This window comes from Streptomyces sp. NPDC056169, assembly GCF_042268445.1.
Lineage (GTDB): Bacteria > Actinomycetota > Actinomycetes > Streptomycetales > Streptomycetaceae > Streptomyces.
This window is the reverse complement of record NZ_JBHJUO010000013.1, coordinates 265,446-288,456: the sequence shown is the minus strand read 5'-3', so window position 1 is coordinate 288,456 and position 23,011 is coordinate 265,446. Positions and strand designations below refer to the sequence as shown.

Below are 23,011 nucleotides of genomic sequence, written 5' to 3'. Positions count from 1 at the left end.
CTCTCTCGTACGATCCCGACGAAGGACCCCACCATGTCGACGTCCTGCGCGCTGCCCTTACGCGGCGCCTCCCTCGCCGTCCCGGGCGCGCTGCCCGGTTCGGCGCCGCCCCCGGACCCCGTGCGCCCCGGCCGCCCCGGCCTCGACCGGGCCGGCCTCGACCGGGCCCGGGCCCGGCTGGCGACCCGGCTGGTGGCGGCGGCCGGGCCGGACGGGCTGCTCCGCGCCCCGTGCGACGGCCGGATCCTGGAATCCGCCCTGGCCCTGCGGCTGCTCACGGTGACGAACGTCGACCCGGACGCCCAGGAGCAGCTGACCCGCTTCCTGAAGGTCGCGGTCGACGAGGGCGCCCCCGACCCCGTACAGGAGGCCGCGGCACGTGCGGCGCTCGGCGAGTACGTGGACGGGCGGGCCGCGCTGAACCGCCTGCTCGGCGGCTTCGACCACTTCACCGCCGGGCGCAAGCGGCTGATGTTCCGGACGGTCCTGGCGGAGCTCGGCGCCCATCCGTTCCCCGAACTCTCCTCGGGCGAGCCGGTCTTCGAGGCGCGCGGCCAACAGCGGTGGCTGGTCACGGAGATGGCCGCGCTGAAGGTCCTGTACGCCTTCGGCACCGGCGTCCCGCACCTCGTCACCGACGACGACTGGCGGACGCTCGCGCCCTGCTCGCTCCCCGGCCCGCCCCCGTACGGCAACCATCTCGCCCGGATCCTCGCCCTGTTGGCGCTCCGGCACCGGCCCGGACACGCGGCGGCCGTCCGTGCGCGGGCTCAGGAGCTGCGGACCTGGCTGCGCGGGGACGGCGGGCTGCCCTTCATCACGGGCATGGACGTCTTCGCGACGGCGACCGGCGGTCTCGCGCTCGCCGGGGCGGGCGCTCCCGCGCACACGCTGCGGGCCCTGGCCGCCGCCCTGACCGAGCGGCAGAACCCGGACGGGGGCTGGGGGTTCGACCGGGGCGTGGGGCAGAGCGACGTCGACGACACCGCGTACTGCGTGGAGTTCCTGCGGGCCACGGCCCCGGAGCGGAACGGCCTCGCGGTGGCGGCCGGCGAGCGGTACCTCCTCGACCGGCAGGGCGGGGACGGCGGCTTCCCGACCTTCGAACACGGCACCGCCTCCGAAGTGGCGATAACGGCGGCCGCCGTGAACGCGCTGGCCCCGGAGCCCGGGCACCGGCCGGCGGTGGAGGCCGCGGTCCGGTTCGTCGTGGCGCGGCAGGAGGGAGCCGGGGCGTTCGAGCGGAGCTGGAGCCTGAACGAGAGCAACGCCCTGTTCCGTTCCGTCCTCGCCTACGACTCCTTCCGCGCCGTCGCCCCGCCCGGGCACGCCCTGGAGGCCGGGGTCGCGCGGGCGCGGGCGCGGGCCGTGGACCGGCTGGTCGCGACCCAGAACGCCGACGGCGGCTGGGGGCACGTACCGGCCGAGCCGAGCGATCCGATCAGCACCGCGTACGCGCTGATCGCCGTCTCCCGGGGGCGGGACGGGCCGGCCGCGCCGTGCGCGCCGACCGCCCGGGGGGCGACGGACCGCGCGGTGCGCCATCTCCTGGAGCGGCAGCGGCCGGACGGCGGTTTCGTCTCCCGCCCCGACCAGGCGGGCCCGCGGCCCCTCGCGTACCACGTGCCGCTCCTGACGGACGTCTGCGTCCTGCTCGGCCTCAACCACGCGCGCGCCACCACCCCGCACTCCCTCTGATCCCGACTCTCCTGAGGAACGCCATGACCTTCGACGAACTGAAGAACCTGCTGGTCTCGCTCGGCCTCGACCCGGCGGAGATCACTCCGGAGTCGACCCGCGAGGAGGCCGGTCTCGACTCGCTCCTGCTCACCGAGCTCGCGCTCGTCCTGCGCAAGGAGCTGGGCATCCCGGTGCCGGAGGAGGAGCTGTACGCGGCGCCGACCGTCGCCGCCGTCGAGGGCCTGGTCGCGCGGTACGCGGCGGTGGCCTGATGCCCGGGGTCCGGCGGGCCGTCCCGGGCGCGGCCGTCACCGGGGTGGGTCTCCTCACCCCGGCGGGCGCGGACCGGGCGGCGACCTGGGAGACGGTGCGCGTGGGGAAGCCCACCGCAGGCCTGGAGGAGCTGGACGGACTGCGCTTCCTGGCGTGCCGGGCTCCCGAGCCGCCCGGCGGGATCGGCAGGGCAGCGGTGGCGCGGCGGCCGGACCGGAGCGCGGTCCTCGCGCTGGTCGCGGCGCGGGAGGCGCTCGCGGACGCCGGTCTGGACGCCGGTGGCTGGGACGGGGCGCGGGTCGGCGTGGTCGCCGGGACGGGGGCGGGCGGCACCCTCACGTACGAGCGGCAGCTCGCGGTGGTCCGAGAGGACGGGCCCGGGGACATGTCCCCGTTCGCCGTTCCCGGCGCCCTGCCGAACGCGGTCGCGGCGCAGCTGGCGGTGGAGTTCGGCGTCCGGGGTCCGTCGATGGCGGTGACCACGGCGTGCGCCTCGGGCGCCACGGCGATCGGCGTCGCGCTCGACCTGCTGGCCCTCGGCCGCTGCGACATCGTCCTCGCGGGCGGCTCCGACGCCTCGCTGAGCTCCTTCTACGTCGCCGGTTTCGACCGGCTCCGGGCGCTCTCCCACCGCTTCCACGACCCGTCGGGCGGGCTGCGGCCGTTCGACGTGGACCGGGACGGGTTCGTGATGGCGGAGGGGGCGGGGTTCCTGGTCCTGGAACGGCCGGCCGACGCGGCGGCGCGGGGGGCCCGTACGCGGGCGCTGATCGGGGGGTACGGGGCGACCTCGGACGCGCATCACGTGGTGGCGCCGCGGCCCGACGGCTCCGGCCTCGCCGGGGCGGTCCGCGCGGCGCTCGCGGAGGCGGGCGCGGCGGCGGGCGACGTCGACCTGGTGAACGCGCACGGGACCGGTACGCCGCGCGGTGACGCCGTGGAGGCGGCGGTCCTCGCGCGCCTGCTGCCGCACGGGCCGCCGGTGACCTCGACGAAGGGGGTGACCGGGCACCTGCTGGGTGCGGCGGGCGCGGTGGAGGCGGCGCTCACGGTGCTGTCGGTCGCGGAGAGCACGGTGCCGCCGACCGCGAACTTCACCGAGCCGGGCGAGGGCATCGACCTGGACGTGCCGACCACCGCCCGGGCGTCCCGGATCCGGCTCGCCGTCTCCACGTCGGTGGGCTTCGGCGGGCACAACGCGGCCCTGGTGATCACCGCACCCTGAGGCCGCCCAGGGCCTGTCCGGCCCTGATCGGCAAGACACCCCCTAGGTGCAGGAGGAGAGGGCGTCCGGGTCGACGGCGTCGAGCCGGACGGCCAGGGCGTCGAGCCGTTCCCGCAGGTCGCGGATGTCCTCCAGCGGCAGCCCGGTGGCGGCGGCGATGCGGCGCGGGACGCCGAGCGCCTTCGCCTTGAGCGCGGTCCCGTCGCCGGTCGGCCGTACGGTGACGGACCGCTCGTCCTCGGGGCTGCGCCGCCGCTCGACGTATCCGGCCGCTTCGAGCCGCTTGAGCAGCGGCGACAGGGTCCCGGAGTCGAGCCGCAGCCGCTCGCCGATCCCCTTCACGGGCAGCTCGCCGTGCTCCCAGAGCACGAGCATGACGAGGTACTGGGGATAGGTGAGCCCGAGCTCCTTGAGCGCCTCGCGGTAGACGCCGTTGAAGGCGCGGGTCGCCGCGTGCAGCGAGAAGCAGATCTGGTGGTCGAGCCGGAGGAACTCCTCGTCCGGGACCGTGTCGAGCGTCTCCATGGCTCCAGGATACGCGAGGACACCTCACACGCCATTCAGTTGTGCACAACTGAATCGTGCGCTACTAATAGAGACACCGCAGAGGGACACCGCCCCCGAGGACAGGAACGGAAGAACCATGGACGCGATCTACACCGCCGTCGCCACCGCCAACGGCCGCGAGGGCCGCGCCGTCAGCTCCGACGGCCACATCGACCTCCCCCTCGCCCACCCCCAGGCCCTGGGCGGCAACGGCCTGGGCACCAACCCCGAGCAGCTCTTCGCCGCCGGGTACGCGGCCTGCTTCGCCAGCGCGATGGGCGTGGTCGCCCGCCAGGAGAAGATCGACATCGCGGACGCCTCGATCACGGCCGAGGTCTCCATCGGCAAGGACCCGGCGGACGGCGGCTTCGGCCTCGCGGTGATCATGCGCGCCGAGTTCCCGGACCACCTCCAGGGCGAGGCCGGCCTGACCCTCCTGGAGAAGACCCACGCCTTCTGCCCGTACTCGAAGGCCACCCGCGGCAACATCCAGGTCGAGCTGGTCGTCGAGTAGCTTTCTGTTGCTTTCCGCGCGCCCCCGGAGGTCATCGACCCACCGGGGGCGTTCACTTGTGAGTTTTCACGTTCGGGCACGGGGGATTCGTCTGCCGTACGACGGGCAGTCATGGGACGGCCGCCGGGCGGTGGCCCGCGGGCGCTCTCCTTGGGGCGCCCGCGGGCCGGCCCGCCGGTCACGCACCCGCACCCCCACTGTCCGTACGCACTCCCGGAGGGCAACTCCCCCATGGCCGACCTCAACCGCCGCCGGTTCCTTCAGCTGACCGGCGGCGCCGCCGCGCTCACGATGCTCTCGGACAGCATCGCCCGCGCCGCCTCGATACCGGCGCAGGGCTCCACCGGCACGATCCAGGACATCGAGCACATCGTCGTCCTGATGCAGGAGAACCGTTCCTTCGACCACTATTTCGGCGCGATGAAGGGCGTACGGGGCTTCGGCGACCCGCGCCCCGTGACGCTGCCCAGCGGGAAGTCGGTCTGGAATCAGGAGGACAACTCCGGGAAGGCCACGCTGCCCTTCCGGCCGACCAGCGACAAGCTGGGCATGGAGTACCTCCAGGGCCTGAACCACGACTGGCAGGGCGGCCAGAGCGCGTGGAACAAGGGCAAGTACAACAACTGGATCCCGGCCAAGACCAAGGCCACGATGGCGCACCTCACCCGTGAGGACATCCCGTTCCACTACGCGCTCGCCGACGCCTTCACCATCTGCGACGCGTACCACTGTTCGTTCATCGGCGCGACCGACCCCAACCGCTACTACATGTGGACCGGTTACGTCGGCAACGACGGCACCGGCGGCGGGCCCGTCCTGAACAACGCCGAGGCGGGCTACGGCTGGACCACCTACCCCGAGCGCCTGGAGACGGCGGGCGTCTCCTGGAAGATCTACCAGGACATCGGCGACGGCCTGAACGCCGCCGGCTCCTGGGGTTGGATCGGCGACGCCTTCCGCGGCAACTACGGCGACAACTCGCTGCTCTACTTCAACAACTACCGGAACGCGCAGCCGGGCAACCCGCTGCACGACAAGGCCCGCACGGGCACGAACGCCAAGGCCGGCGAAGGCTACTTCGACAAGCTCCGCGCCGACGTACAGGCAGGCGATCTCCCCCAGATCTCCTGGATCGCCGCGCCCGAGGCCTTCTCGGAGCACGCCAACTGGCCCGCGAACTACGGCGCCTGGTACATCGCGCAGGTCCTGGACGCGCTGACCTCGAACCCGGACGTGTGGGCCCGTACGGCGCTCTTCATCACGTACGACGAGAACGACGGCTTCTTCGACCACGTGGTCCCGCCGTACGTCCCCGCCGACGCCTCCTGGGGCAAGTCCACGGCCCCCACCGCCCAGGACTGGTTCCCCGGCAAGGTCGGCTACGCGGCCGGCCCGTACGGCCTCGGCCCCCGCGTCCCGATGATCGTGGTCTCCCCCTGGTCGAAGGGTGGTTACACCTGCTCGGAGACCTTCGACCACACCTCGGTGATCCGCTTCATGGAGAGCCGCTTCGGGGTGCGCGAGCCCAACATCTCGCCCTGGCGGCGGGCCATCTGCGGCGACCTGACCTCGGCGTTCGACTTCACGCGCACGGACACGCAGCCGGCCCCGCTCCCGCCGACGGCCGGCTACTACCCGCCGGACAAGGACCGCCACCCCGACTTCCCGGCCACCGCCCCGGCCGTCGGCACGATGCCCCGCCAGGAGCCGGGCACCAAACCCACCCGCCCGCTGCGGTACGCGCCGTACGTGGACGGCGCCGCCGACACCGCCGCCGGCACCTACCGCCTGACCTTCAGCGGCGGGCCCTCGGCGGGCGCCCAGTTCTACGTGACCTCGGCGAACCGCACGGACGCCCCCTGGACGTACACGACCGAGGCGAACAAGTCCCTCTCGGACACCTGGAACACCAAGTACTCCAAGACCCTCACCGACCTCACGGTCCACGGCCCCAACGGCTTCGTGCGCCAGTTCCGCTCCCCCGGCAAGACCGCGGTCACCGAGGTCACCGCCCGCCACAACGCCACCACGGGCAAGCTGGACCTCACGTTCACCAACGCGACGGCCTCCGACGCCCAGCTGACCGTGACCAACGCCTACGCGGGCCCCCCGCTGACGGTCCCGGTCCCGAAGGGCACGACGGTCACCCGCTCCCTGGACCTGACGGCCTCGGCCCGCTGGTACGACGTGACCGTCACGACCCCGTCGAACGCGGACTACCTCCGCCGCCTCGCGGGCCACGTGGAGACGGGCGCCCCGAGCTCCACGGACCCGGGCATCCTCACGTACTGACGACGCGCCGACGCACCGACGACGCATGACGTACTGACGCGCTGAGGCGCTGACGCGCTCGCCACCCCGCACGACGAACGGGCGGGGTGGCGGTGCGGCGGTCGTCCCGGCCGGAGCCGGCTCACCCCTTGGGGACCGCCTCGTCGCGACGCTCGCGTCCAGTCGCGGCGAGCAGCGCCAGCACGGCGAGGACGACGAGCAGGATGAGCACCATCAACAGCACGGTGAGCACCGTCGGGTGGTTCCAGAAGGCGAAGATCAGCGCCAGGACGAGCAGCACCCCGATGGTGAGCCACCGGCGGTAGGTGTCCACCCAGGTGCCCACCTTCCCGGTGTGCACGCCGTGGGCCGCACCCCAGCGCGCGGCGGAGTCGGCCGTGCGGTCGGCGAAGCCGCGCACGGCGCGCGGCAGGCGGCCCGTACCGGACAGGTAGGCGCCGAGCGCCACCAGGACCCCGAGGACGAGCGCGGTGCGGATGCTGACCCGCAGGAAGCGCACCAGCGTGTCGAAGATCGCCGCGGCCGCGGCCGGTGACTGCACCTGCTCGGGCAGATGGTCGAGGTAGTAGCGGCGGGCGATCACCAGGCCGATGGCGAGCACCAGACAGGCCGCGGCGGCGCCGAGGGTCGTGGTCACCAGGGCGCGGCGACGGCGCCGGGCGAGCACCACCCCGATCGCGCCGAGCACCACCGTGAGAATGGGCAGCCAGTTGCCGACGACGTCGAGCAGATGGACCCCGTCCCTGATCTTCTCCAGCTTGTCGGACTGGAAGAGCACCATCTGCTTGTTGACCTCGGGGATCTTCGCCGCCGGGGAGAGCCCGGCGTCCACGAGGTCCTTCTTGACCTGCTCGACGGCGGCTCCCACGTCGAGGGTGACCGTGCCGCCGCTGACCTCCACGGAGCCGCGGCCCTCGCCGGTCAGCGCGTGCACCACGGCCGTGTGGGCGACGCGGTTGGCCTCGGTCCAGACGGTCTCGAACCGGTCGCTCTCGACGAAGCGGGTCGCCAGCTTGGTGACGGCCTGGTCGACCGCCGAATCCAGCTGCGGGCCCAGCGACTTGATCGCGTCGCCGACCCGGGGCGGCAGCCCCTGGGACTCCAGCCAGGCCGCGATGTCGGACGTGACCTGCGCGCCGTCGACCTTGGCGTCGGCGGCCTCGGCGATCCGCTTGACGGCCGCCGCCTCGATCGCCGGATCCGACGCGAGCGGGGCGACCGTCGACACGTACCGGCCGTTGTCGAGCACGATGTCGTGCACCCAGACGGTGATCAGGGACACCGGAACGAGGATGCAGGTGAGCGTGATCAGTACGGCCGAGACGGTGCTCATCGCGATCCGTCCGGCGAGCGAGCCCTTCCGGCCCGGTGGCGGTGGCGGAGCGGGAGGAGCGGAGTCGGGCGGCCCTGGCGGCGGTGGCGGCTGGGACGGCGGCGGAGGCTCGGGCGGCGGCGGAGGCTGGGGCGGCCGTGGCTGCTCGGGCGGCTCGGGCGGTTGGGGCGGCTCGGGCGGCGTACTCATGACACTCCCGTGGCGGCTGGGGAGAAAACACCTGCCCCCCATTAGGTACTCGTCGTAGCGAGACCCGCACTCCGGGTTACTCCACCGCGTCGCCCGCCCGCCTCGGGCAGGGGCGGTCACGCCGCCGTCGAGCACGCCGACCCGGCGACCGTGATACTCGAAGGGAGGCACCTTGGCCCGACATCCCGGGGAGGCACCAGCAGATCAAGGCCGAAGGGATGCCCCGCAACGCACCGCAAGCTGCGAGGTGACTTCTATGAGCCAGCAAACACCGGCCGGAGGCCAGTGGAAGAACACCGGCGCCGCGCCAGGGAACGCGCACCGGTCCGGGGACGGCGGCGGCGTCGCCGGCGGGGGCACCGTGTTCGCCGCGGTACTGCTGTCCCTGTCGGGCGTCCTGGGCATCCTCCAGGGCATCACGGCCATCGCCAAGGACGACGTGTACGCCCGCGTCGGGAACTACGTCTTCGAGTTCGACCTGACGGCCTGGGGATGGATCCACCTCGTACTCGGGATCATCGTCGTCCTGACCGCGGTAGGCCTCTTCATGGGCGCGAACTGGGCGAGGGCGACGGGCATCGTCCTGGCCAGCCTCAGCGCGATCGCCAACTTCCTCTGGCTGCCGTACCAGCCGTGGTGGGCGCTCACCATCCTGGCGATCGACGTGTTCGTCATCTGGGCACTGTGCACCAGCTGGACGCACAGCACCGAATGACGGTCCCGACCCCACCCACAGAAGGACCTACGAGATGTCCACCGCATCGGAAACCCCAGTCCTGGACACGCTCGCCGCCATGACGGTCGACTCGATCGAGCGGTGCGGCCTGGCTCCGGACATGCTCATGATCGCGCGGATCGCGGCTCTCGCCGCCTCGGACGCCCCACCGATCTCCTACGCGGCCCACATCGAACTCGCCATCGAGACCGGCATGACCGCCGAGCAGCTGCAGGACGTCCTGGTCGCCATCGCACCGATCGTGGGCACCGCTCGCGTCATGACGGCAGCCGGCAACATCTCCGCGGCACTCGGCATCGCCATCGCCGTCGCGGACGCCGAGATCGAGGCCGAGGGCTGAGAAGCCCCCCTCCCCTCCCAACCCAACTCCTCCCCCCAACCCCTCACTCCCCCACCCCCCCACCCGACATCGATGCCCGGCGCGGCCCACACCGGAGAAGGCCAGGGAAGGCCAGGGAAGGCCAGAAAGCCACCTCCGGTCGCCTTTGACCCCCGTGCCGGGCATTCCAACGGCCTGTAAAGGGCCGGGCAGGAGGGCTCCATGCCCCGGAACACGACCACGGCGGCAATGCGCGCGGCTCGCCACGCCACGCCGGAGGAGCGTGCGGCGCTCGGCAAGGAAGCCCGACGCCGCGCGCCGCGGTCGAGCCACGCCGAGTACCGGCCGGCCGCCGACAGGACCGACCCGCTGACGATCCTGGAGGGACAGTCGGCGACACGGGTCCAGGAGCTCGTCCCGATCCGGTACGCCCGGATGACGGAGTCCCCGTTCCGCTTCTACCGCGGCGCCGCCGCGATCATGGCCTCCGACCTGGCCGACACCCCCCGCTCCGGGCTCCACGCCCAGCTGTGCGGGGACGCGCACATGCTGAACTTCCGCCTCCTCGCCTCACCGGAGCGGCAGTTGATGTTCGACATCAACGACTTCGACGAGACGCTTCCGGGCCCCTGGGAGTGGGACGTCAAACGGCTGTCGGCGAGCTTCGTGATCGCCGCCCGGGCCAACGGCTTCGACGAGGCCGAGCGCGAACGCATCGTCCGGCGCACGGTCCGTTCCTACCGCGAGGCGATGATCCGCCTCGCGGACATGCGCGACATCGACGTCTGGTACGCGAAGATCGACGCGGACCGCCTGGAGGCCCTGGCCACGGACCGGCTGCACAAGCGGGGACAGAAGCAACTGGCCCGCGCCATGGCGAAGGCCCGCACCCGCGACAGCCTCCAGGCCTTCGACAAGCTCACCGAGACGGTCGACGGCCGGCCCGTGATCGCGGCGGATCCCCCGCTGCTCGTTCCGGTCGGCGACCTGCTGCCCGACGTCGAACGCACGGCCCTCGAACGCCAGTTCCGCAGCCTGATCGACCGGTACGCCGGCACCCTCCAGTCCGATCGGCGCACCCTCCTGGCGGACTACCGGCTGGCGGACGTCGCCCGCAAGGTGGTCGGCGTCGGCAGCGTCGGCACCCGCTGCTGGATCTTCCTGCTCCTCGGCCGGGACGACCAGGACCCGCTCTTCCTCCAGGCCAAGGAGGCGGACGACTCCGTGCTGGCCGCGCACGTCGGCGCGAGCGCGTACCGCAACCAGGGCGAGCGCGTCGTCTCCGGCCAGCGCTTGATGCAGGCCACCAGCGACATCTTCCTCGGCTGGGAGCGCGTCGACGGGATCGACGGCAAGCGGCGCGACTTCTACATCCGCCAGTTGCGCGACTGGAAGGGCATCGCGGTGCCGGAGCAGATGGTCCCCCGGGGCATGGAGGCGTTCGGCGACGTGTGCGGGGTCACGCTGGCGCGTGCGCACGCGCGGTCCGGCGACCGGATCGCGATCGCCTCGTACCTGGGCAGCGGCACCTCGTTCGACCGGGCCATCGCCACGTTCGCGGAGTCCTACGCCGACCAGAACGAGCGCGACCACCAGGCCCTGGTCGACGCCGTACACGCGGGCCGGCTGCCCGCGGAGGAGCTGCCCGAGTCCTGAACCGGAGGGGCGGACGGGGTCACGGCGCGGTGGGCGGCCCGCCGTGCTCGCCGCCCGTCCCCCCGAGGCCCCGCAGGCGCCGGCCCTCCTCGACCGCCCGCAGCAGGAAGCGGGCCGCCACGCCGATCAGCAGGAAATTGGCCGTCATCTGTCCCGTGGTCAGCAGCCGGGCGAGTTCGGTGCGCGGCGTGATGTCGCCGAACCCGACCGTGCTGAACACGGTCATCGTGAAGTAGAGGGCGTCGGTCCGGGACATCGCTTCGCTGAAGCTCTCGGGTGTGCTGCGCTCCAGCAGGAAGTAGGTGGCGGCGAACAGCACGACGAAGAAGGGCAGCGCCGCCGCCACCGCCGCGACGGCCCGGAGCCCCGGGCGCGCGGAACGCAGGATCGTGTGCACCTGCCAGGCCAGGAGCACCCCCACCAGCAAGACGCCGACGACGAGCACCACCACGGTGCCCGCGGTGAAGGCCGAATCCAGCGGCAACAGGTAGTAGGCGGCCAGAACGGCCGCCACCGTCAGAAGCGCACGCACCGCGGTGAGTACGGCCGACCGGCGGATCGTCGGATTCCCGTCCACGTTTCCCCGTTTCCCTCATCGTTCGCACGGAACGCCCTGACCGTGCCGCTCCCCTGCCCGAGGGCGGTCACTGTCCCAGGCGATCCCCGCGGCGGGCGGCAGGCGCACCAGGAGGTCACCGGGCCGGCGGAGCCGGTGCTCCGCCAAGCGGGTGACCCGGCCTCGGCCGGGTCCCGTCCGGGTGCGGCGAACTCGGCCTCGGCGCACTCTGGAAGCAGATCGTCACGCCGGATCGCGGCTTCCGAAAGGGCAGCCGCGGCCGTCACGACTGGGCAGGAGCTCGACCATGAAGGACTCGATGGTGACCCTGGCAGTGGACTACCCGCTGCTGAACATGTTCTGGACCATGCTGATGATCTTCCTCTGGGTCCTCTGGTTCATGCTGCTGTTCCGCATCATCGGCGACATCTTCCGCGACGACGACCTGGGCGGCTGGGGCAAGGCGGGATGGACCGTCCTCGTGATCCTGCTGCCCTTCCTGGGCGTGTTCATCTACCTCATCGCCCGCGGGCGGGGCATGGGCGAACGCGAGTTGAAGCGGGTCCGCCAGAACGAGGAGCAGTTCGCCTCGTACGTACGCGAGACCGCCGGGACCGGCGGAACCGGCGGAACCGGCGGCGGCCACGCGGAGGAACTGGCGAGGCTCGCGGAGCTCAAGGACCGCGGCGCGATCACGGAAGCCGAGTTCGCACAGGCCAAGGCGAAGGTCCTCGCGAGCTGACGCCTCGCGAGCCGACTCCGCGCGACCTGACGCCTCGCGAGCTGACGCCATGCGCCCCCTCGCGAGCCGACTCCGCGCGACCCGACTCCGCGCGACCCGACTCCGCGCGACCGGAATCCTCGCGACCTGACCGAGTCCGGGGTGCGTGCCCGTGATCCTCGACCTGTTCCTCATCGGCCTGGCCATCGCGCTCTACCCGCTGCCGGTGATGGCCTTCGTCCTGGTCGTGTCGGCGCCCCGCGGGGTCTACAAGGGCCTGGCCTTCATCCTCGCCTGGCTCGCCTGCCTCGTGGCCGTGATCGCCATGGTGCTGCTCTTCACCGGCGGGCAACCGCCGGCACCCCGCTCTCCGCCCTCGATCGCGGCGCTCGCGGCGACGCTGGTGATCGGTGTGGGCCTGATCGTCTACAGCGAGCACAGGCGCCGTAAAAGCCGCCGCCCCGCCGCGGCGGCTTCGGACGAGGGGGTCCCCGACAAAGGGAGGCCCAAAGGATCGGGCCGGTCGCTGACGTCCCGGATGGACCAGGCCACCGGATGGTCCGCGGCCGGACTCGCCGTCCTCCTCCAGCCCTGGGGCATGGTCAGCGCCGCGGCCGCCACCGTCGTGAAGGCCGACCTCTCCCACGTCCAGTCCTTCGTGGCGCTCCTCGGCTTCTGCGTCCTGTCCACGGCCGGACTGCTGGCCATGGAGCTGTACATGGTGTTCGCGCCCGAGAAGGCCCACCTCAGCCTGGTGAGGCTCCGGGGGTGGCTGGAACGCCACAAGGACCCGGCGATCGTCCTGATCTGCCTGGTGCTCGGACTGTGGCTGGTCGGCAGGAGCCTGTACCAGCTGACCGGATGACTCGGACTCAAGGACAGCTCGAAGCCGGCTCGTCGTGGACGAGTGCGCAGATCATCTGTTCGCCGCGCCGGTCGTCCGGATAGGTCGTGCGCAGTGCGGCGGTGAAGTCGTTCCACTGGCGGGTGGTCTCTGCGGTGGCCCCGGAAACGGCGCGGTCGAAGTTGTCGCCGGTCTTGGAGCGGCGGGATGCGGCGGTGTCCTTGTTCAGGTCGCGGTTGTGCGTGACACGGCCGGCGCAGTCGCCGTCCTTGACGCCGGTGGAGTCGATGTCGGAGTAGCAGCCGGTGGCGAGGTCGGCGGGGACGAGGGCCCGCGCCTCCCGGGTCCAGTCGGCATCCTCCATGGTGCTGTAGCGCCGAATGTCGAGGAAGGGGGCGACACCGTCACGGGCCAGTCCGGGCGGGTTGTCCGGGCCGACGGGACCTGGGGCGGCCCGGTCGGACCAGTTCGAGTGCGCGTAGAAGTCCTGGAGCTGGTGCCAGCCGCGGCCGAGCTGTTCGAGCACGTCGCACTTGGCGCGGTCGGGGGTCTCGTCCCACACACAGGCCGAGGAAAGATCACTCTGCTCCGCCCGGACAGCACCGCGGGCATCGACGAGCCCGTCGGCGGCCCGGACCGCGTTCCGGAAACGAACGACGGAGGTACGGACACAGGCGAGGAGCTCGGTGGTGGCCTCGTCCCGGCTGCGGGGGTAGTCCCGGGCGTAGCGGGGGGCGAGGTAGTCGGCGTTGTCGCAGTGCAGGGGCCCGACGAGGAAGTACCCACCATGGTCATTGGCGTTGACAGCCCCGTCGCGGGCATCCGCCATCGCGGAGAGCGTGACCGGCTCCCAGGGCAGGGCCGCCCGCGTGATGCTCTCGTGGTTGCCCCCGGTGAACGCCTGCGCGGGAGGGCCGGGAGCGGCGGCCAACGCCACCACGAACACGGCCGCGAGACCCGCACGCGTCAGACCGGGCGCTGGACGAAAGGGCATACGCCGCTCCAGTCCCGGGGTGACCGAAACTTCTCGGCGCCCCGGCGGTGGCCTACTTCCGACGGAGAGAACGGAGAGAACGCCTGCCCGCAAGCCTAACGAACGAGGGCCCAGGACGCCGTCCGGCGTGTCCCCCGGCGAGGTCGGCAGGCAGCGGTTCACCGAGCTGTAGAAGGAGCACATGAGCAGTGGTGCTTGGACCGGTGCGGCGGTGGCCGCTGTCACAGCCGCGTACGCGCTGGGTTCGCGGCGGCTTTCCACGACGCCGGTCTCGTCGGCGATGGTGTTCGTCGGTGCGGGCGTCCTTATCGGGCCGGCGGTGCTGGACATCGTCGACCTGACGCACGACGCCGCGCCGATCATCGCGCTCCTCGAAGTCACCCTGGCGCTGCTGCTCTTCACCGATGCCATGACGATCCGCAGACGGGACCTCCGGACCGGTGGCTTCCTCCCCGGGCGGCTGCTCGGCATCGGGCTTCCGCTGACCATCGGGGCCGGCTGGCTGCTCGCCTGGCCTCTGCTGCCGGGGCTCACCCTGTGGGAGCTCGCGCTCGTCGGCGCCGTCCTCGCCCCGACCGACGCCGCCCTCGGGAAGACCGCCATCACCCACCCCCGGGTTCCGGCGCTCGTCCGTCACGGACTGAATGTCGAGAGCGGCCTGAACGACGGCATGGTGCTGCCCTTCTTCCTCCTGTTCCTGGCGGCCATCCCGGGCACGCACTACGCGTCGGAGGGCGTGGCCGGCGTCTTCTGGCGGGCCCTGGTGCTGAGCACCGTCCTGGGTCTGCTGGTCGGGTGGGCCGGTGGCCGGCTGCTGCAGTGGTCCCGGGCCAGGGGATGGGTCACGCGGGAGTGGCGGCACGTCTATCTGCCGGCCGTCGCGGCCGGGGCGTACGAACTCGCCGTGGTGACGGAGGGCAGCGGCTTCATCGCCGCGTGGGTCGCCGGCTTCGCCTGCGGGTTCGCCCTGCGCAGGCACCCGGCCGGCGGCGACGAGGAGCGCCCCGACCATACGGCCGAGTTCACCGAGAACCTCGGCGAGCTGCTGGCCTCGATCAGCCTCCTCGTCTTCGGGGCGGTCCTGCTCGGCCCCGCGCTGGAGCACCTGAGCTGGCGGATCGTCGTGTACGCCGTCCTCAGCCTCACCGTGATCAGGATGCTGCCCGTGGCTCTCTCGCTCGCCGGGAGCGGTCTGCGGCTGCCCACCGTGGCGTACATCGCCTGGTTCGGGCCACGCGGTCTGGCCTCCGTGGTCCTGGCGCTGCTCGTGGTGGAGGAACACGTCCCGGGGGTGGAGCTGCTGGGGAACGTGGTCGCGATCACCGTCGGCCTCAGCGTCCTCCTGCACGGCGTCTCGGCGGTCTCGCTCGCCGAGCGGTACGGCCGCTGGCACGAGAAGGCCGCGGCCACCACTCCCGACCTGCGCGAAGGCACCCCCGTCACCGCAACCCCCGTCCGCCGCAGACTCGGCCGCTCACACCCACCGGAGAAGTAAGGCCCCGGCGCCGGATGGTGTGGGGTGGCTCACAGAGGGGCCGGTCGGGGGCGGCCTCGCGGCATCCGGGTGACTTGGGCGTGTCGGACCGCTCGCGTCCACGCGCGCTGTCCGAACAATGGGGGACGCGAGGGCGAAGGCCCCGCACAAGCGCGGCCGGACTCGTCCGACCAGGGAAAGTGCCTGGTCAGATCGATTCTTCTGCACCAAGCGATGGTGGGGCGGGTGGGACTCGAACCCATTTCAGTGACGCGTCTCACCTGCGACGATGCAAAAGAGCCGGACATATCTATCCGTTTCCATCCGGCTGCATCCCCCTCGATCCTGCTCGATCGAGGGACCGTGCAGCGTTCGCTGCACCGCTTCCTCTGCGTCCCGGCGCCCTGTCGCACCCGAGAAGCTTGGGGAAACCTCTACCCATCAGCATCCCCTCATCACTGCGCAGGTTGCCATGGGCTCCCCACGCCCTGGCCTACGTTCACACCCTGCGTGCAGTTACGGCGCGTAGTGCCGAGTCTGTGGGCTCGGGCGTCCAACACGTCGATGGTGAGGACGTCCTCATACCCGCCGCCGGCTGCGGCGCGACCGGGCCGGAGGCCGTACAGTCACAGCCCCCGCCTCAGGCCCGTACGGGGCTGCGGCTCCCGGCCGGCGGGTGGGCGGCATGAAGACCTCCGCTGTCCGGTCGGACAGGCGGGCCGGTCCTGCGGGCGGCCGCCGACATCGAATCGCCCTCGCCGGCCAGCCCCGGAGCGGGGGCCGCGCTCGCGGTGTGATGGGCAGGCCGAGCACACCGCGAACGCTGCTTTGCCGAGCAGTGGATCGCGGGTGCTCCCCGCGATCACGCTTCGCACGAGTGGAAGCTCCCGCGGGAGATGGGGGGAAGTTCGACACTCGCGCGCGTGCCGTCAGACGCGCGGCTGCTGCTGCGTGATGCAGTGGATGCCGCCGCCGTTCGCGAAGATCTCGCGGGCGTCGACGAGTTCGATCTTGCGGCCGGGGAAGAGCTTCGCGAAGGTCGCGGCGTTCTCCTCGTCGCGCGGGTCGTCGAAGCCGCACAGCACGACCGCGCCGTTGGCGACGTAGTGGTTGATGTAGCTGTAGTCGACCCAGCCGTGGCCGTCGTCCTCCAGTACGGTCGGCGCGGGGATCTCGACGACCTCGAGGGCGCGCCCCCGCGCGTCGGTGGCGGCGCGCAGCAGCTTGAGGTTCTCCTTGCCGACCTCGTGGTCCGGGTGAGCCGGGTCGGGCTGGGTGTGGCACAGGACCACACCGGGGCGGGCGAAGGAGGCGATGATGTCGACGTGTCCGCGGGTCCCGTTGACGTCGTAGTCGCGGGTGAGGCCACGCGGCAGCCAGATGACCTTCTCGATGCCGAGGTACGCGCGCAGTTCGGCCTCCACCTCGTCCTTGGTCCAGCCGGGGTTGCGCCCCTTGTCGAGCTGCACGGTCTCGGTGATCATGACGGTGCCCTCACCGTCGACGTGGATGCCGCCACCCTCGTTGACCATGCGCGACGCGTAGCGCTTGGCGCCGGACAGGTCGATGACCTGCTCGGCGGTGTGCTGGTCGCGTTCCCACGTGGCCCAGTCCTGGGCGCCCCAGCCGTTGAAGATCCAGTCCGCGGCGGCCAGGTTGCCCGCGCCGTCGGTGAGGAAGGTCGGGCCGCTGTCGCGGATCCAGGCGTCGTCGAGCGGGCGTTCGACGACGGTGAGCGGCCTGTCGACGTACGGCGCGATGCTGTCGGCCTCGCCGACGTTGGCGATCATGGTGACCGGTTCGTAGCGGGCTATGGTCTCGGCGACCTTGCCCCAGGCGACGCGGGCGTGGTGCAGGTCGTGGTCAGGGCCGTCGAATGTCGCGTTGGACGTGGGCCACGCCATCCAGGTCCGTTCGTGCTCGACCCACTCGGCGGGCATCGAGAAGCCTTCTGCGGCCGGGGTGTTCGTCATGTCGGGAGTTCCTTGTCCGGTGCTCGGGGAGGGTGGGGGTGGTGGGTCAGAGGAAGTACAGGCGGTTGAGGGAGACCGAGTCGGCCGGCTCCGACATGACCGGGTCGCCGTCGAGGGTGACCATCCCGGTGTCGGCGGCGACCCGGACCTCGGCGGTGCGGTTGTTGAAGTGCATCGCCGCGGGCCCGATCCCGCGCGTGCCGCGCACTCCGACGCGGCGCCGCTTGGTGGGCATCAGGTCGCCGCCGGTCTCGGCGGCTGCCTGGCTGGTGAACGCGACCGACAGTTCCGCCGGGGCTCCGCCGTGTGCGCCGAACTGCGGTCCGAGTACCAGTGGTTCACATGTGTCGGTGGAGGCGTTGGGGTCGCCGACGACGCCGTACGCGGGGAACCCGGCCTTGAGGACGAGCTCCGGCTTGGCTCCGAAGTGGTCCGGCCGCCACAGCACGAGGTCGGCCATCTTGCCGGGCTCGATCGACCCGACCTCGTGCGAGAGTCCGTGCGCGATCGCCGGGTTGATGGTGAGCTTGGCGATGTAGCGCAGTACTCGGGCGTTGTCGTGCCGTCCGTCGGCGGGGTCGCCTGCCAGGGGCCCGAGTTCGGCCTTCATCTTGCCTGCCATGGCGAATGTACGGCGGACGGTCTCGCCCGCGCGGCCCATGCCCTGGGCGTCGGACGACGTGATGGGGATGACGCCGAGGTCGTGCAGTACATCCTCGGCGCCCATCGTCCCGGCCCGGATGCGGTCACGCGCCATCGCGGCGTCGCCGGGCAGGTCCGGCTTGAGGTCGTGCGCGGACACGATCATGCCGAAGTGCTCGGCGAGCGCGTCGCGTCCGAACGGCAGCGTCGGGTTCGTCGACGAGCCGATGACGTTCGCGACCCCGGCCATGCGCATGACGTTGGGTACGTGCCCGCCACCGCAGCCCTCGATGTGGTACGCGTGGATGGTGCGGCCTTCGAGCACCGCGAGGGTGTCCTCTACCGACAGGCATTCGTTCAACCCGTCGGTGTGCAGGGCCACTTGCACGTCGTGGTCCTCGGCGACGCGGAGCGCGGTGTCCAGTGCCCTCGCGTGTGCGCCCATGTCCTCGTGGACCTTGAAGCCGGATGCGCCGCCCTCGATGAGCGCCTCGTCGAGCGGGCCGCGGTCGGAGGATGAACCGCGGGCCAGGAAGGCGATGTTGACCGGCCACGCGTCGAACGCGGAGAAGGCGTGCCGCAGCGCCCATGGCGAGTTGACGCCGACGCCCCACACGGGCCCGAACTCCTGCCCGACGATCGTCGTCACGCCCGCGGCGAGCGACGCCTCCATGATCCGCGGGCTCATCAGGTGGACATGCGTGTCGATGGCGCCCGCGGTGGCGATCAGGCCCTCGCCGGAGACGATCGTCGTGCCGGTGCCGACCACCACGTCCACGCCGTCGAGCGTGTCGGGGTTTCCGGCCCGGCCGATCGAGGCGATGCGGCCTTCGCGGATGCCGATGGATATTTTGCGGATGCCCTGCACGGCGTCGATGACGACGACGTTGCTGATCACGACGTCGCACGTCTCGCGGACGGTCTCCGCCTTCAAGTGCAGCCCGTCGCGTGCGGTCTTGCCGAACCCGGCCAGGAACTCCTCGCCGTGCTGTTGCGCGTCCGACTCGATCTCGATGATCAGCCCGGAGTCGCCGAGCCGGATGCGGTCGCCGGCGCGCGGGCCGTACGTCGAGGCGTAGTCGCGGGGATCGAGGAATCCCCCGGTCGCGGCAGTCATCAGACCGCACCTTCCTTGTAGATCCGGGGCTCTGCCGGCACGTCGGTGCCGGTGTCGAGGTAGCCGCAGGCGTGCGCGCGGCGCAGTGCCTCGCTCTTCGTGCCGGGCGCGTCCAACGGCCCGTCGACCAGTCCGGCGAAGCCGATCGCGATGCGCGTCCCGCCGATCGGGACCAGGCCGACCGAGACCGTCGCGCCCGCGTCGAAGCGCACCGTGGCGCCGGCCGGGATCGCGGCGCGACGCCCGTAGGCGGCCGAACGGTCGAACAGCAGCCGGGGGTTGGCTTCGAAGAAGTGGAAGTGCGAGGTGACGCTGACCGGCACCTCGGCGGTGTTGCGCACGTCGACGGTCACCACGTCGGCGTCGGCGAACGGATCGTTCGGGGCGTCCCCGATCAGCACCGCACCGGGCGCCTCGTCACCCAGTGAGCCGGGTCCGGCCTCGTCGGGCTGTGGTGCGGCGTAGCCGCCGGTACGCGAACCGCCGGTGTGGCAGGCGCGGTCGGTCGGGGCGGGCGGCGCACCCGCTTCTTCGGCGGACCGGAACGGGTCGGTGACGACGGCGAGCCGGGTGGCGTCGTCGAAGACCGCCTCGACCTGGATGTCGCCGACGATGTCGACGACCCCGGGCAGCACGTCGTCGGGGCCGAGCACGCTGCGTGCGAGGTCGATGGCCTCGACGAGGCGCTTGCCGTCGCGGGCCGCCTCGCAGACGGTGTCGGCGATCAGCGCGTGGGCTTCGGGGACGTTGAGCCGCAGGCCGCGGGCGCGGCGGGCACGCGCGAGCTCGGCCGCCGTGAAGATCAGCAGCCGGTCGCGCTCCGTCGGGGTGAGTCGCATGGAACCTCCGATTGGTGCGCCGGTCAAGGCAAGAGCGAACGGCGTTCCGAAGAAACGTCAACACCGTTGGGGTAGAAGGAAGTACGCCGCGTGTTCGTGGGGTCGGGTCTTCCCGGCGCGACATCGCGCGTTCCGGCACGTCACCGCGGTCGAGGCTGCCGGCGATCACAGGGCGCCGGATGGACTCCGGCGCATGCCTCGTCGGCTACGCGGCCGAGGGCGGGTTCGGCAGGGTACGCCTGCCGGCCGCCCCGGTGCGGCCGGTCTCTTCGCGGATCGAACCGATGTCGTCGGCGCTCGGGACGGGGCGGGCGCCGGGTCCGGCGTCGTTCAGGAGCGGGGCGAACGCCGGGTGTCCGGCGTCGTTCAGGGGCGGGCCGGGGCGCGTGGGGCGCGGCGGCGGCGGGGGGTGGCGCGTTGAGGCGTCAGGTCGACGGATGGGGTGCCAGGGTCGGGCAGGGGAAGGAAGGGCAGGTCCTCGTCGTAGTGGACGGCGAGGGTGATCTGGCCGGCGGCGAGGCGGCGGGCGTCGGCCAGGCCGAGCGTGGATGTGGCCGTCTCGGTGATCAGCCGGGTGGTGAGGCCGTCGAGCAGTGCGAGGGCGACGGTGGCCACGTCGGTGGGGTCGCAGTCGCGGAAGTCTCCCGAGCGCAGCCCGTCTTCGACCACCGCGGCGAGCGGGCGCAGCATGCGTGCGCGGAACTCCGTGAGTGTGGCCGCGAGTTCGGGTGATCCGGAGGAGCGGATCTCCAGCTCGGCCCACAGACGGCATTCGAGGACGTCGTCATGGGTGAGCGGGAGTCCGAAGTCGATGAGGTCGGCCAGCCGCTGCGGCGGGGTGTCACGGTCGGCGTGTCGGGTGCGGCCCGGGAGGCGGGCTTCGGCTCGGGTGAGGGAGTGCGCGAGCGCGCCGGTCAGCAGCCGGTCGCGGCCGGTGAAGTGGTAATGCACCAGCGCGCTGGAAACACCGGCGCGGGCGGCGATGTCGGCGATGCGGACGCCGTCGAAGCCGTCCCGGGCGATCAGCTCGACGGCGGCCTGCAGGATGCCCTCCCGCGCGCCGCCGACGGAGTCCGGTGCCACGTCGTCGGTCCTGGTTTCCTGCTCGGTCACGGCATCGATCCTGTCACAGGTCTTGTCCTCGGTCTCTAGCTGACCTTAAAGTCAGCCACCTGTCACTGACTTTAACATCAGGGAACGCCGGGAGGGCAACACTCATGAATCACCATGGCGTGACGCTCAGCCCGGCGGCGTGCACGGGACACGGGTGACGTCGAGATGTCCGCGGGCGATGTCGAGACGATCGAAGACCCGTCGCGACGATCGCGGCGTCCTGCGCGGTCCCGATCACGCCGCGCGGCGACCACACCGCTTCCTGGGCGGCCGCTTCACCCTCGCAGTCCTGTCCGGCATGGCCTCGCGCCGTCGCGGCGGCGACGGACGTCACACCGCGGCAGCGACCGCCCTCCAGCTCCCGCATCCACATCCACGCCGGCCCCCGGGGTGCGGCCCGACCGCACCACCAGCACCGCAATGCCCACCTGGACCGCGACGCTTCTCGGCCCGTTCGACCCGTATGAACCGGAGAACCCCGTGACCCCCGCTGAACCCACCAGAACCGCGACCGACCAGGCGCTGCCCCCCGCCTCTCCCGACGCGGTGCACATCGAGACCCGCGGCATCGACCACATCCCCGACGACGAGCGCCACGGCCGCCCCCGCGACCTGCTCTTCGTCTGGGCCGCAGCCAACGTGAACTACCTGTCCGTCGTCCTGGGCGGCACCCTGGTCCTCCTCGGGCTCAACACCTGGCAAGCACTGCTCGTCGTCGTCCTGGGCAACCTGTTCTGGGTGTTCAACGGCATCCTCGCCGTCAGCGGCCCGGTCGCCGGCACCCCCTCCAGCGTTCAGACCCGCGCCATCTTCGGCATCCGCGGAAACCGCGTATCGACGGTGCTCACGAACTGGTCAGTGTGCGTGGCGTACGGGGCCATCAACCTCGCCATGGGCGCACTCGCCAGCTTCGCCCTCCTCAACCAGCTAGGCGTCCCCGTCACCACCGCGACCCGCTGGGCCGTCGTCCTGGTCCTGGCGATCCTCACCATCGTCGTCAGCGTCTTCGGTCACGCCCTCATCCTGCGCCTGAGCCCGGCATTCACCTGGATGCTGACCATCACCCTGACCGTGCTCGCCGGATTCGTCGTCGCCGACGCCGAGCCCGGAAAGCAGCCCGTCGATGCCCCGCAGGGCGACGACCTGCTCGCGATGGCGCTGCTCGGCTTCACCATCATCGCCTCCAACCCGCTGTCCTGGGGCACCGGATCCGACTACTCCCGCTACCTGCCCGCCGACTCCTCACCTCGCGCGGTGGCCGGATGGACCGCACTCGGCGGCTTCATCCCCTCGGTCCTGCTCGGCGCGGTCGGCGTCCTCGCCGGCACCGCCGTCGACATGACCGACCCCCAGGTCTCCCTGAGCGAGATCGTGCCGGGCTGGTTCTACCCGCTCTTCCTGACGGCCATCGTCATCGGCTCGATCGCCGGCAACATCCTCACCATGTACAGCTCCGGCCTGGCCCTGCAGGCCGTCGGCCTGCCGATCAAGCAGTGGGCCGCCGTCCTGCTCGACGGCGTCGCCAGCGTCGCCATCGCCGCGTACGCCCTGTTCGTCACCGACTTCATCGACGCCCTCGGCCAGATCCTCGAGATCACCGTCGCCATCCTCGGCCCCGGCCTGGCCATCAGCGTCACGGACCTCATCCTGCGCCGCAACCGCTACAGCGGCCCCGGACTGCACAACGAGACCCCCACCAGTGCCTACTGGTACCACGGGGGCGTCAACATGGCCGGCATCACCGCGCAGATCCTCGGCACCACCACCGCGCTGCTGTTCATCAACTCCACGGACTTCCAGGGACCCCTCGCCGTCGCACTCGGGGGAGCGGACCTGTCCGCACTCGTCGGTCCCGTCATCGGCGCGGGTCTGTACGCGGTGTTGTTCAAGCGGCTGTACGCGACCCAACTCGCCGCCGCGCGAGCCGACTTGTAAGGGCCACGGAGCACGCGTCGCGTCATGTCCACACTTCGGA

20 protein-coding genes are annotated in these 23,011 nt (G+C 71.8%); 12 read left to right on the top strand and 8 right to left on the bottom strand.

Annotation, left to right across the window (positions count from 1 at the left end):
• The first annotated feature begins 33 nt into the window (after nucleotides 1-33).
• From ACFC0G_RS23350 to ACFC0G_RS23340, 3 genes are read left to right on the top strand one after another with little or no spacing between them, the layout of a single operon-like run.
• Nucleotides 34-1,698, top strand: coding sequence for a prenyltransferase/squalene oxidase repeat-containing protein (locus ACFC0G_RS23350; protein WP_376406218.1), 1,665 nt, complete (start codon nucleotides 34-36; stop codon nucleotides 1,696-1,698).
• Between the two features lie 23 nt (nucleotides 1,699-1,721).
• Nucleotides 1,722-1,952: an acyl carrier protein gene (locus ACFC0G_RS23345; protein WP_376406217.1), complete on the top strand. Its 231-nt coding sequence runs from the start codon at nucleotides 1,722-1,724 to the stop codon at nucleotides 1,950-1,952.
• A complete protein-coding gene (locus ACFC0G_RS23340; RefSeq protein WP_376406214.1) occupies nucleotides 1,952-3,178 on the top strand; it encodes a beta-ketoacyl-[acyl-carrier-protein] synthase family protein in 1,227 nt (408 codons plus the stop codon). Before ACFC0G_RS23345 ends, ACFC0G_RS23340 begins: the two co-directional genes overlap by 1 nt.
• Before the next feature lie 42 nt (nucleotides 3,179-3,220).
• On the opposite strand, the gene ACFC0G_RS23335 is transcribed toward ACFC0G_RS23340, so the two are convergent.
• Nucleotides 3,221-3,703 carry a MarR family winged helix-turn-helix transcriptional regulator gene (locus ACFC0G_RS23335; protein ID WP_376406212.1) on the bottom strand — a complete coding sequence of 161 codons (483 nt, stop codon included), beginning with the start codon at nucleotides 3,701-3,703 and terminating at the stop codon, nucleotides 3,221-3,223.
• 118 nt (nucleotides 3,704-3,821) lie between these two features.
• On the opposite strand from ACFC0G_RS23335, the gene ACFC0G_RS23330 reads away from it, so the two are divergent.
• Complete coding sequence (locus ACFC0G_RS23330; protein WP_125748294.1) at nucleotides 3,822-4,238, top strand: organic hydroperoxide resistance protein; 417 nt, start codon at nucleotides 3,822-3,824, stop codon at nucleotides 4,236-4,238.
• Nucleotides 4,239-4,469: 231 nt separating this feature from the next.
• Nucleotides 4,470-6,530: a phosphocholine-specific phospholipase C gene (locus ACFC0G_RS23325; RefSeq protein WP_376406210.1), complete on the top strand. Its 2,061-nt coding sequence runs from the start codon at nucleotides 4,470-4,472 to the stop codon at nucleotides 6,528-6,530.
• 121 nt (nucleotides 6,531-6,651) lie between these two features.
• Here the strand turns inward: ACFC0G_RS23325 and ACFC0G_RS23320 are convergent, their stop codons facing one another.
• Nucleotides 6,652-7,863, bottom strand: a complete 1,212-nt coding sequence (locus ACFC0G_RS23320) for a hypothetical protein (RefSeq protein WP_376406208.1) — start codon at nucleotides 7,861-7,863, stop codon at nucleotides 6,652-6,654.
• A 445-nt stretch (nucleotides 7,864-8,308) separates the two neighbouring features.
• Between ACFC0G_RS23320 and ACFC0G_RS23315 the strand changes: the two genes are divergently transcribed.
• The 3 genes from ACFC0G_RS23315 to ACFC0G_RS23305 all read left to right on the top strand — a co-directional run bounded on the left by ACFC0G_RS23315 (nucleotide 8,309) and on the right by ACFC0G_RS23305 (nucleotide 10,763).
• Nucleotides 8,309-8,767, top strand: coding sequence for a hypothetical protein (locus ACFC0G_RS23315; protein ID WP_376406206.1), 459 nt, complete (start codon nucleotides 8,309-8,311; stop codon nucleotides 8,765-8,767).
• A gap of 34 nt (nucleotides 8,768-8,801) precedes the next feature.
• On the top strand, nucleotides 8,802-9,128 hold the full coding sequence (locus ACFC0G_RS23310) for a carboxymuconolactone decarboxylase family protein (protein WP_376406204.1): 327 nt from the start codon (nucleotides 8,802-8,804) through the stop codon (nucleotides 9,126-9,128).
• Nucleotides 9,129-9,329: 201 nt separating this feature from the next.
• Nucleotides 9,330-10,763, top strand: a complete 1,434-nt coding sequence (locus ACFC0G_RS23305) for a DUF2252 domain-containing protein (protein WP_376406202.1) — start codon at nucleotides 9,330-9,332, stop codon at nucleotides 10,761-10,763.
• Nucleotides 10,764-10,782: 19 nt separating this feature from the next.
• Here ACFC0G_RS23305 and ACFC0G_RS23300 read toward each other — a convergent pair whose 3' ends face one another.
• Nucleotides 10,783-11,340, bottom strand: a complete 558-nt coding sequence (locus ACFC0G_RS23300; RefSeq protein WP_376406200.1) for a potassium channel family protein — start codon at nucleotides 11,338-11,340, stop codon at nucleotides 10,783-10,785.
• A 286-nt stretch (nucleotides 11,341-11,626) separates the two neighbouring features.
• On the opposite strand from ACFC0G_RS23300, the gene ACFC0G_RS23295 reads away from it, so the two are divergent.
• Both ACFC0G_RS23295 and ACFC0G_RS23290 read left to right on the top strand, forming a co-directional pair.
• Nucleotides 11,627-12,061 (top strand): SHOCT domain-containing protein, encoded by a 435-nt coding sequence (locus ACFC0G_RS23295; protein ID WP_376406198.1) that lies wholly within the window; start codon nucleotides 11,627-11,629, stop codon nucleotides 12,059-12,061.
• A 151-nt stretch (nucleotides 12,062-12,212) separates the two neighbouring features.
• Nucleotides 12,213-12,905, top strand: coding sequence for a GAP family protein (locus ACFC0G_RS23290; RefSeq protein WP_376406196.1), 693 nt, complete (start codon nucleotides 12,213-12,215; stop codon nucleotides 12,903-12,905).
• 7 nt (nucleotides 12,906-12,912) lie between these two features.
• Here the strand turns inward: ACFC0G_RS23290 and ACFC0G_RS23285 are convergent, their stop codons facing one another.
• Nucleotides 12,913-13,878, bottom strand: coding sequence for a hypothetical protein (locus tag ACFC0G_RS23285; RefSeq protein WP_376406194.1), 966 nt, complete (start codon nucleotides 13,876-13,878; stop codon nucleotides 12,913-12,915).
• Between the two features lie 181 nt (nucleotides 13,879-14,059).
• Between ACFC0G_RS23285 and ACFC0G_RS23280 the strand changes: the two genes are divergently transcribed.
• Nucleotides 14,060-15,373 carry a cation:proton antiporter gene (locus ACFC0G_RS23280; protein WP_376406192.1) on the top strand — a complete coding sequence of 438 codons (1,314 nt, stop codon included), beginning with the start codon at nucleotides 14,060-14,062 and terminating at the stop codon, nucleotides 15,371-15,373.
• Nucleotides 15,374-16,281: 908 nt separating this feature from the next.
• On the opposite strand, the gene ACFC0G_RS23275 is transcribed toward ACFC0G_RS23280, so the two are convergent.
• From ACFC0G_RS23275 to ACFC0G_RS23260, 4 genes are all read right to left on the bottom strand, one after another.
• Nucleotides 16,282-17,325, bottom strand: coding sequence for an agmatine/peptidylarginine deiminase (locus ACFC0G_RS23275; RefSeq protein ID WP_376406190.1), 1,044 nt, complete (start codon nucleotides 17,323-17,325; stop codon nucleotides 16,282-16,284).
• 46 nt (nucleotides 17,326-17,371) lie between these two features.
• Entirely contained in the window at nucleotides 17,372-19,084 is a 1,713-nt protein-coding gene (locus ACFC0G_RS23270) for an urease subunit alpha (protein WP_376406188.1), read from the bottom strand.
• Complete coding sequence (gene ureA, locus ACFC0G_RS23265) at nucleotides 19,084-19,923, bottom strand: urease subunit gamma (RefSeq protein WP_376406187.1); 840 nt, start codon at nucleotides 19,921-19,923, stop codon at nucleotides 19,084-19,086. Before ureA ends, ACFC0G_RS23270 begins: the two co-directional genes overlap by 1 nt.
• Nucleotides 19,924-20,289: 366 nt before the next feature.
• A complete protein-coding gene (locus ACFC0G_RS23260; RefSeq protein ID WP_376406185.1) occupies nucleotides 20,290-21,036 on the bottom strand; it encodes a TetR/AcrR family transcriptional regulator in 747 nt (248 codons plus the stop codon).
• Nucleotides 21,037-21,516: 480 nt separating this feature from the next.
• Between ACFC0G_RS23260 and ACFC0G_RS23255 the strand changes: the two genes are divergently transcribed.
• Nucleotides 21,517-22,971 carry a purine-cytosine permease family protein gene (locus ACFC0G_RS23255; protein ID WP_376406183.1) on the top strand — a complete coding sequence of 485 codons (1,455 nt, stop codon included), beginning with the start codon at nucleotides 21,517-21,519 and terminating at the stop codon, nucleotides 22,969-22,971.
• The last annotated feature ends 40 nt before the right edge of the window (nucleotides 22,972-23,011 follow it).